1 protein-coding gene and 1 pseudogene are annotated in these 937 nt (G+C 45.6%); both read right to left on the reverse strand.

Translation table 11 applies throughout. The annotated features are described in order from the left end of the window. The coding region (gene vecA, locus R7R78_RS24825) for a CesT family type III secretion system chaperone VecA (RefSeq protein WP_225474460.1) at nt 1-358 on the reverse strand (358 nt) is incomplete at its 3' end. Nucleotides 359-584: 226 nt separating this feature from the next. Continuing rightward, a pseudogene (vopR, locus tag R7R78_RS24830) lies at nt 585-937 on the reverse strand (type III secretion system effector VopR); the annotation flags it as partial.

The following is a 937-nucleotide window of genomic DNA, read 5'->3' on the forward strand; positions in this document are numbered from 1 at the left end:
CGATGATTTCGTGGAACCAAACTGTCAAGTTGGCTGAGTTAAGATGCTCGGTAGGTTGGCGACCCGCTAAGACAAGTTGTCGACCGTTCGGGGCGAGCGATAACGCCAAGTTGCCACTGCCTACTCTTTGGTAATTTGCGCGGGCTAATAGCTCTAAGCCTCTTATGCGCACCTCTCCCGATTTTTCTAAGCCGCCAAACGCAACAGAGAGCATTAAGGCGTCATCTTCTGTGGCGGTGAAGTACAGCACGAATCGATCATCAACGAGAAGCTGACAACGATTTCCATCTTCTAAAATGAGTGGTGGTAATTCATTTAAACGACAAAACTCATCGAGCAGTGGTTGAATCGTGTTCATAATCTTTCCTCTTGTTTCCGTCACTCTATTGAACACCGATTCCCATTTTGACGATGTCGCTAATGGTTTTATTTTTGTCACTTTCACCGTTTCTTTGTGATGATGGCCTCAGATACAACCTCAATTTAACTATTTGGTTTATAAATAAAAAAGAGCAACACTCTGCTGCTCTTTTCTTACGGGTTCGATTTTCATGTTCGATGTCAAATCAACGTACAAGCCTCGATTAACCAAGTTTGTGGCTATCGAAAATCACTTCTGTTGGGGGGAACATGTTCGATACTGGCGGGCGTTGGGCATCACCGAACATGGTCGCACCAAATGCTGACGCCGCCCAAGGATCGACGATTTTTACGTCTTTATTCCATGTCGATGGGTCTTTAATGTCGCTGCCTTCTTGTCTCCCCACCAATACATAAAGGTGCGTGCCAGAATGGCCTTTTTTAAACGCCACAACTTCTACTTTTGGCTGGTTTTCTGGTGTGCCCGACATGCCTTGAATCATTTCAGCAGCGGCAGCGAAAGCAAATGTGGTACAGCAACCTGCCTTGGCATTTTGGACATACTTAGCAATGTTCT

It is taken from the genome of Vibrio sp. 2134-1 (assembly GCF_033339495.1).